Source organism: Pseudomonas sp. NFACC51 (assembly GCF_900103575.1).
GTDB lineage: Bacteria > Pseudomonadota > Gammaproteobacteria > Pseudomonadales > Pseudomonadaceae > Aquipseudomonas > Aquipseudomonas fluorescens_Q.
This window is the reverse complement of sequence record NZ_FMXH01000029.1, coordinates 1-7,825: the sequence shown is the minus strand read 5'-3', so window position 1 is coordinate 7,825 and position 7,825 is coordinate 1. Positions and strand designations below refer to the sequence as shown.

The window sequence follows — 7,825 nt, the reverse complement described above, 5'->3', positions numbered from 1 at the left end:
GATTGCGGTCAATCGGGTTGGGGCTGCTTCGCAGCCCAGCGGGAGCAAGCTCCCTCGCCACGGGGGTTGTGGTGGCTGGGGCGTCTGCGGGCATCAGCAGCGGATAGCGCGCCTAGACCACCGATGACAGCACGAACGAAGTGACTGTGTTTTCCACGCCGGGCAACGCCGAGATCTCTTTCCACACTTTATGCACCCGTTCCGGGTTCGCCGCGCCCACCCGCAGCATCAAATCGAACTCGCCACTCATCACATCGCACTGCAGCACTTCCGGCATGGCCTGCAACGCTTGCAACACCTCGGCACCGCGCATGCGGTCGTAGCGGTAGACGAAGATCACCGCGTTGATGTTCGACGACGCGTGCGCGCCCTCCCCGGTGCGCACGGTGTAGCCCTGGATCGCGCCGTCGCGTTCGAGGCGTTCGATGCGTTGGCGCACGGCGTTGCGCGAGAGGTTGACCTTGGCTGCCAGTTCGGCGTGGGCGGCGCGGGCGTTGAGCCGCAGTTCGGCGATGATGCGTTCGTCGAGGGGATCGAGAATTCGCTTCATGGGGCCTCCGGTTACAGGGCGCCGAGCAGTTGATGGAGGGCACCGAGGTCGTCCGGCTGGAGGCGATGAATCTGCGCCGGGCCATGCTCGGAAACCGGGCGTTGTCGCGCCGCGATGTGGATCCCCAACTCGCCGAGCAACACCGCCGATTTGGCCGGGGAGATCTCGCCCAAGGTCACCATCGGCGCCACCAGGCTGCGCCGGTACAAGCGCGCCGCGAGCACGCCGGTGGCGGTGTGGGGGTCGATGACGTAGCCGGTGTCGCGATGCAGCGAGGTGATTTCCTCCAGCGTCTGCTCATCGCTGACCGCGTACGAGTCGATGATCATCCGCGCCTGTAGCCAGAACTCGTTGGCGATGGTCATTTCGCCGTGGGTTTCGAAGGTGTGCATCAGTGCGCTCACGGCCTGGTCGTCGTGCCCATAGAGCTCCCAGAGAAACCGCTCCAGGTTGGAAAAAATCGACAAGTCCATGGCCGGCGACAGGGTCTTGCTGGCGCGCAATCGCGAGTAATGGTTTTTCAAAAAGAACTGATGCAGCGCGTCATTCTGATTGGTCGCAACAATCATCTGCGTGATGGGCAAGCCCATCTTCTGCGCGATGTAGCCGGCATAGACTTCGGCAAAGCTTGCCGCGGGCACGCTGAAACCGATGGGCCGCTGACCGCCGCCCAGTTGCAACACGGCATGGAAATAAAACACCAACTGCGCCATGACGCTGACCCAGTTACTGGAATTGAAACTGATCGCCTCGTGCTGTCGGAACAGTTGGGTGACCAAGGTCTGGCACTCATCAAAACTGCCATCGACAGCCACTTGATGAACCCGCGGATGCGCCGTCGCTTGCAGGTCTTGAAGCTGGTCTTGCGGCACGCCGGCTTCGGGATAAATCACCACCACATCGGTCTCGTCGCAGTGCTTGAAGGCTTCGATGGCGGCCAGCCCGGTATCGCCGTTGGTGACGCCGATCACCACCGCGCGACGCCCGCGCTTGCGCAAAAAGTACTGCACCAGCCGCGCCTGCAATTGCGCGGCAAAGTCCTTCGAGGAGCGGGTCGGCCCATGGAACAATTCCAGGACCCATTCATTGCGATCCACCTGATGCAACGGCGCCAGGGAGCGATGGCTGAACTGGCTGCCGGCCTCCTTGAGCACCCGCTTGAAATCGGCCTCGGGGATCGCCTCGCCCACGAACGGACGCATCACCCGATAGGCCAGTTCGTCATAGGACAATGTCGACCAGTTGGCGATGTCCTGGGGTTCGAACTGCGGCAGTTCGACGGGGACGAACAGCCCGCCGTCCTCGGCGATGGCCGACAGCACAACCTTTTCGAAATCGACCTGCACGGCTGAATTTCGGGTACTCACATAGCGCATGGTCAACTCCGGATATTCACTTGAAACGGCTCACTTGAAACGATGCGCCTGCTCCACCAGCCAGGTGGAAAACCGCACCGCGTCCGGGTGTTGCTCGGCCCCGGAACTGCGCACCAGGTAAAACGATTCGCTGGCCTCGATGCGCTGGGCGAAGGGTTCGACCAAGCGCCCGTCGCCGAGCATGTCACTGACCATCGACGACCGCGCCAGGGCGATGCCCTGCCCCAGTTCAGCCATGCGCAAGGTGCAGACCAACGTGTCGAACTGCATGCCGGTCGAGGAATCCACCGAGTCGGCACCGACCATTTTCAGCCAGTAACCCCAGCCCTCTTCGTAGCCCAGCACGTGCAGCAATGGATGCTTGGCCACGTCCGCCGGCACCTTCAGCGTCGTCATCAAGGCTGGCGAACACACCGGAAACAAGGTGTCCCAGGTCAGGCGTTGCGACACCAGGCCGGGCCATTGACCGTGGCCCCAGCGAATTTCCATGTCGTCCTCGCCGTCCAGTTCCTTGACCCAGATGTTGCTGATGTAGCGGATGTCGACGTGCGGATGCACCTGGCGAAAATCCACCAGTTTCGGCGCCAGCCAGTGCACGAAAAACGCCAGGCTGCCGCGCACCTTGATTGGCCGGCGCTTGTGCTGGCCAAAGATTTCGTTGGTGCCCACCGCCAATCGCGTGATCGCGTCCTGCACCACCGGCAGGTAGGCCTGGCCCTCTTCGGTCAGGCCCAAGCCACGGGGCAGGCGCTTGAACAGCGCCACCCCCAGGTGACTTTCCAATTGGCGGATCTGCTGGCTGACCGCGCCCTGGGTCAAAAACAGTTCGTCGGCGGCGTGGGTGAAGTTCAGGCAGCGGGCCGACACTTCGAATGCCCGCAGCCAGTTCAACGGGGGCAACGTTTTTTGCTTCATGATCTGGACCTCGTTGACCCCCACGCACCGGGCACGTTTGCCCGCCCCGTCGACGCGCCTTAGAACGCGTCGGACGGTTGTGCCACGAGGGCAACCGACAAGCGTCGCTCGCGGCTTTTGCGGGTAATGTAATACACGAAGTAACACCAGGCGATGAACGGCAAGCCGAAGTACAGCGCCACCCGTTGTTCAGGGTCGAAGGCGATCCCGATGCACGCCAGGCTGCAGCACACCAGCGCCCCCAGCGGCACCCACGGATAGCCGCGAACCCGGAACTTGAGTTTGCGAATGTCGCCGCCGTTGGCCACATAGTGACGCCGGAAAGCGATCTGGCTCGCGGCGATGCTCATCCACACCACCACCACGGCCAGGCCGGAAATCGACACCAGCGCCAGGTAGATGGTGTCGGCGGCAAACACGCTGCTGAGCAACGAAGCGGCGCCGCCGGCCATGCTGACGATGATCGCGTTGAGCGGCGTGCCCATGCGGGTCAGGGCCGAGAACTGCTTGGGCAGGTGGCCTTGGTCGCTGAGGGTCCAGAGCATCCGCGAGGCGGCGTACAACCCGGAGTTGGCCGCCGACAACAGGGCGCTGATGATCACGAAGTTCATGATGTCGGCGGAGTATGGAATGCCGATGTAGGTGAACACTGTGACGAAGGGGCTTTCGACCAGACCGGCCTGCTCGCGGGGCAACAAGGTCGCCAGGACAAAAATGGTCCCGACGAAAAACACCGCCAGGCGCAGCACCGTGGTGCGGATGGCGCGTGGCACATTGCGTTGCGGGTCCTTGGTTTCACCGGCGGCGATGCCAATCAGCTCAGTGCCGGAGAACGCGAAGGACACCGCCAGCAGCGTCATCGCAATCGGCATGAAACCGGTAGGAAAAAGTCCTTCGCGGGTGAAGTTGCTCAAGCCGATGCTGTGGGCCTGGTCGATGTTCAACAGGCCAAGAATCGCGCCACCGCCAATCAGCAGGAACACCACCACGGTCAACACTTTGATCAACGACAACCAGAACTCGGTCTCGGCGAACAAACGCACCGAGATCACGTTGGAGAGGAACACCACGCCGGCGAACAGCGCGCTCCAGATCCACACCGGTGTGTCGGGAAACCAGCGCGACATGAGAATGCCGGCCGCGGTGAATTCGGAACCGATGGCCACCGTCCACGTCAGCCAATACAACCAGGCCACGGTGTAACCGGTGCCCGGGCCTAGAAACCGTGTGGCGTAGGTGCTGAACGAACCGGTTTCCGGCATCTGCACCGCCAGTTCACCCAGGCACATCATCACCATGTAGACCATCAGCGCGCCAATGATGTAGGCGATCACCGCGCCCATGGGGCCGGCCTGGTTGACGGTATACCCGGACGTGAGAAACAGCCCGGTACCAATGACGCCGCCTAATGCCAACATGACAATATGGCGCGTCTGCATTTCCTGTTTAAAACCGGCACGCGTATTAAGTTGTTGTTCTTTTATGGACATGATTGTTCTCATGAAAGTTGTTAGGGCGCGCATTAACGTCCGCGACAAGTTATTGGGCAGAGTAAAAGTGCATCGCCACTAAGCTTTATTATTATTCCTATTCATGAACGCCCCACTCACAGCCTTGTGGCGGGGTACCAACTTTCAAACTTCAGCTTGCGGTCTCGATAGGGGCTTCATTGAGTTGCGGGGTGAGGGTCTTTTTGACGAAGGCGAAGGCCTGTTTCAGATCGTCCAATAGATCGTCCGTGTCTTCGATGCCGACCGAAACCCGCACCAAGCCTTCGGAGATGCCCAGGGCCAGGCGTTCTTCCAAGGTGTTCTCGACATGGCTGGTGGTACGGGCCGGGCCGTAGATGGTTTCCACCGCGCCCAGGTTGCCCGCGCAATGGGCGAAGCGCAGGCGTGGCAGCAGCAATTTGACCGTGTCCATGCCACCGACCAGGACAAAACTGACGATGGCGCCGAAACCGGACATTTGCGCGCAAGCCACGGCGTGGTTCGGGTGGCTGGGCAAGCCGGGATAATTCACCGCCTCCACCAACGGTTCGGTGCAGAGAAACTCGGCCAGGGCCCGGGCGCTGTGTTGCTGCTGACGCATGCGCAGTGCCAGGGTCTTCATGCCACGGATGATCAGGTAGGCCGAGAACGGGTCAAGGCTCGCGCCGTTGATTTCCCGATAATGCCGCACCTGGGCCATCAAGGCTTCGCTGCCACACACCAGGCCACCGAGCACGTCGCCATGGCCGCTGAGAAACTTGGTCGCGCTATGAATCACCACGTCCACCCCCAAGGCCAGTGGGCTCTGGTTCAGCGGCGTGGCGAAGGTGTTATCGGCCACGACCACGGCACCGACACGCTTGGCCGCTGCCACCAGGCGCGGGATGTCGAGGATTTTCAGGGTGGGGTTGGTGGGGGTTTCCAGGTAGAGCACCTGGCAACCCTTGGCGATTTCACGCTCCAGATCGTCGTGATCGAAGGTCTCGCACAAGGTCACCGTCACGCCGGTGCGCGGCAGGAACTCTTCGAAGATCTTGTTGGTGCCGCCGTAACTGTCCTTGGTCGACACCACGCGATCGCCATGGGCCAGGAAGGTGTAGAGCACGCTGCTGATCGCCGCCATGCCGCTGCTGAAGGCCACGGCGGACTCGGCCATTTCCAGCTCGCGAATCTTGGCTTCGAGGGTCTCGACGGTCGGGTTGCTCATGCGGCTGTAGATAAAACCGGGGGCCTTGCCCAAGGCGACGTCGTACCAGACGTCGATGTCGTCGTAACCGTACGCGGCGCTGGCCACGATGGGGGTTTGCGTGGCGTTGTAGGGGTGCCTGACCTGCTCCCCACCCCAAACCGCCCGGGTTCCTGCTCCCGCATTATCAAGCCCTGTGCTGTCAGGTTTATTGTTCATTGAGGCTACTCACACTGAGGGGGTGGACGTTGAGCCATCCACCGGATCTGAGGGCCAATATAGGGAAAAGCCGCGCGACCGAGAAACGATGTTATCGGTGCCAAAGGGGTGGTTTTTTTAATGGCTGGGGGGGTGAGGTAAGGGTAGGTTGATCAGTGATGAACCTACCTGTTCGAAAATTGCCATTTCATGCTCATAGCTATATCAAACGAGACTCAACCCATTCCTTAAAGAAAGCTTCTTGTTCATCCGGATCGTTTGCCAAGTTACTATCATCATATTCAAATATATAAACGATATCATCGAGTGATGGAGTGACACCCATACTCAACTCATACGCTTTTAGCCCAAGCGACATCTGTGCCGACATGCCGGACGGATAAACATTTCTCTTGGCACCTTTACAGAAAAAGGTGACATCTGGATTGTCTCGCCTAAGATTCGCAAAGCACTTATAAAAATTTCCACCTACATAAGTTTTGTCGACACCATCTGTCGCGCAGAAAGTAATCGCAATTTTGTTAGAGTCACATACAAGACAGGTTCGTTCTTTTTTTCCTTCTCTAGATACCTGCACCTCCACTGTAGAAATCATTTTTTTATCTTCCTATTAGGGTTAGGGATGGAGTAACCAAACTCCTTTCCATTATCAAGTATTAAGGTTGCACCAAGCACATCCTCGTTACTTATACGACCTGGAATTGCAATCTCTTTTTCAGCCCCGAACAAATATGCAGCTCCCAGCTCCTTTTGTAGATCATGCCCTGGGATTTTTTGCAATGTATACAAGTACCCTATCCTCGTGTACTCACCAGTGGCAAACTTCTTCCCCACATTTCGTGAGTAGGAGGTACTAATATAATAACTAGGAGGCCAATCACTATCCAAAGAGTGTAAAAATAGATCCTTGCTTTTACCTTTGCTTTTAAAGCCATTTTCAAAAACATCTTCTGGTTCTCGCTCATCACCGCGATACAGAAAATCCTCTTCTTTCTTAGGAGTAGGCAGCTTGGGTTCTGTTCGACTAACAGCTACCTTCGCCGCCGGATCCTGCTCCCCAACCGCCGGCCGACACCCACCCTTCCCCGGACAATCCACCAACCCCAACGGATCCACCCACCCCGTCGGGTTCACCGTGTAGCGATACCCATTGAGCCCACCCGCCAATTTGCTCGGGTCAGGCGTCAGATAGCGGCCAGTGCCGGGATTGTAGTAGCGGTGGCGGTTGTAGTGCAGGCCGCTTTCCGGGTCGAAGTATTGGCCCTGGAAGCGCAGCGGTTGTTCCAGTTGTTCGCCGCCGCCGTGCTGGAGTTCGGTGAGTTGGCCGTAGCCGTTGTAGCGCGCCGACCAGACGATCTGGCCGGCGGGGTTGGTCAGTTCCTGGGGGGTGCCCAGGTGGTCGAGGTGGTAGTAGAACGGGCGGGCGTCGGGGCCTTCGCCGTCGAGCATCGCCAGCGGGCGGAAGGTGCCGGGTTCGTAGACGTAGCTGCGGTGGTGGCGCGGGCTGTTTTCGGCGACGACCTGGTCGCCCTGCCAGAAAAATTCCGTGGTCAGGCCATCCACGGTCTTGCTGATGCGTCGGCCAAAGGCGTCGTAGCGGTAGGAGGTTTCACGCCCATCGGCCGTGGTGACGCCGATCAGGCGGTGCTGGCTGTCGTAGCGGTAGGCGCTGACCAGAGCCTGGCCGCGGCGTTCGCGGATCAGGTTGCCGAAGGCGTCGTAGTCATAGTGGCGGTCGCCCTCTTTCAGCAGGCGGTTGCCCTTGAGGGTGGTCGGGCCGGGGCGGTCCTGCATCATCAGGTTGCCGGCCGGATCGTGGCAGAAGTGTTCCGGCGGGTCGCTGTGGGAAAAGTCGATGCGGGTCAGGCGATCCAGCGGGTCGTACTGGTAGCTGCGGCGGCTTCGGTTGTCGGAAAGGGTTTGCAGGTTGCCCTTGGCGCTGTAGGCATAATCGCGCCAGAACAGTTGCTGCTGTTGGCTCTGCCACACGGTCTGGGCCTTGAGGCGGCCCTGTTCGTCGTAGTCGTAGTCACTGAGCAGCCGGCCTTGCTGGCGTTGCCGTTCGCGACCGCCGACAAAGCGGTGTTCG

At 59.7% G+C, this 7,825-nt stretch carries 7 protein-coding genes; all 7 read right to left on the bottom strand.

All coding sequences use genetic code 11. From position 1 onward, the window contains the following. Positions 1-112: 112 nt before the first annotated feature. Complete coding sequence (locus tag BLT00_RS30560) at positions 113-550, bottom strand: Lrp/AsnC family transcriptional regulator (protein ID WP_003205952.1); 438 nt, start codon at positions 548-550, stop codon at positions 113-115. Between the two features lie 11 nt (positions 551-561). Then, a complete protein-coding gene (gene thrC, locus BLT00_RS30555; RefSeq protein WP_092150571.1) occupies positions 562-1,926 on the bottom strand; it encodes a threonine synthase in 1,365 nt (454 codons plus the stop codon). A gap of 30 nt (positions 1,927-1,956) precedes the next feature. Further along, positions 1,957-2,841, bottom strand: coding sequence for a LysR substrate-binding domain-containing protein (locus BLT00_RS30550; protein WP_092150574.1), 885 nt, complete (start codon positions 2,839-2,841; stop codon positions 1,957-1,959). Between the two features lie 59 nt (positions 2,842-2,900). Continuing rightward, a complete protein-coding gene (locus BLT00_RS30545; RefSeq protein ID WP_092150577.1) occupies positions 2,901-4,331 on the bottom strand; it encodes an amino acid permease in 1,431 nt (476 codons plus the stop codon). A gap of 151 nt (positions 4,332-4,482) precedes the next feature. Continuing rightward, positions 4,483-5,736 (bottom strand): cystathionine gamma-synthase family protein, encoded by a 1,254-nt coding sequence (locus BLT00_RS30540; protein WP_092150581.1) that lies wholly within the window; start codon positions 5,734-5,736, stop codon positions 4,483-4,485. A gap of 199 nt (positions 5,737-5,935) precedes the next feature. Continuing rightward, a complete protein-coding gene (locus BLT00_RS30535) occupies positions 5,936-6,331 on the bottom strand; it encodes a hypothetical protein (protein ID WP_092150584.1) in 396 nt (131 codons plus the stop codon). Next, a partial coding sequence (locus BLT00_RS30530; protein ID WP_175483408.1) for an RHS repeat-associated core domain-containing protein occupies positions 6,328-7,825 on the bottom strand: 1,498 nt, incomplete at its 5' end. The genes BLT00_RS30535 and BLT00_RS30530, both read right to left, overlap by 4 nt.

Excerpts from the sequence above, each read along its gene's own strand:
- BLT00_RS30560 (WP_003205952.1), bottom strand. The coding sequence starts at position 550 with ATGAAGCGAATTCTCGATCCCCTCGACGAACGCATCATCGCCGAACTG.
- thrC (WP_092150571.1), bottom strand. The coding sequence starts at position 1,926 with ATGCGCTATGTGAGTACCCGAAATTCAGCCGTGCAGGTCGATTTCGAA.
- BLT00_RS30550 (WP_092150574.1), bottom strand. The coding sequence starts at position 2,841 with ATGAAGCAAAAAACGTTGCCCCCGTTGAACTGGCTGCGGGCATTCGAA.
- BLT00_RS30545 (WP_092150577.1), bottom strand. The coding sequence starts at position 4,331 with ATGTCCATAAAAGAACAACAACTTAATACGCGTGCCGGTTTTAAACAG.
- BLT00_RS30540 (WP_092150581.1), bottom strand. The coding sequence starts at position 5,736 with ATGAACAATAAACCTGACAGCACAGGGCTTGATAATGCGGGAGCAGGA.
- BLT00_RS30535 (WP_092150584.1), bottom strand. The coding sequence starts at position 6,331 with ATGATTTCTACAGTGGAGGTGCAGGTATCTAGAGAAGGAAAAAAAGAA.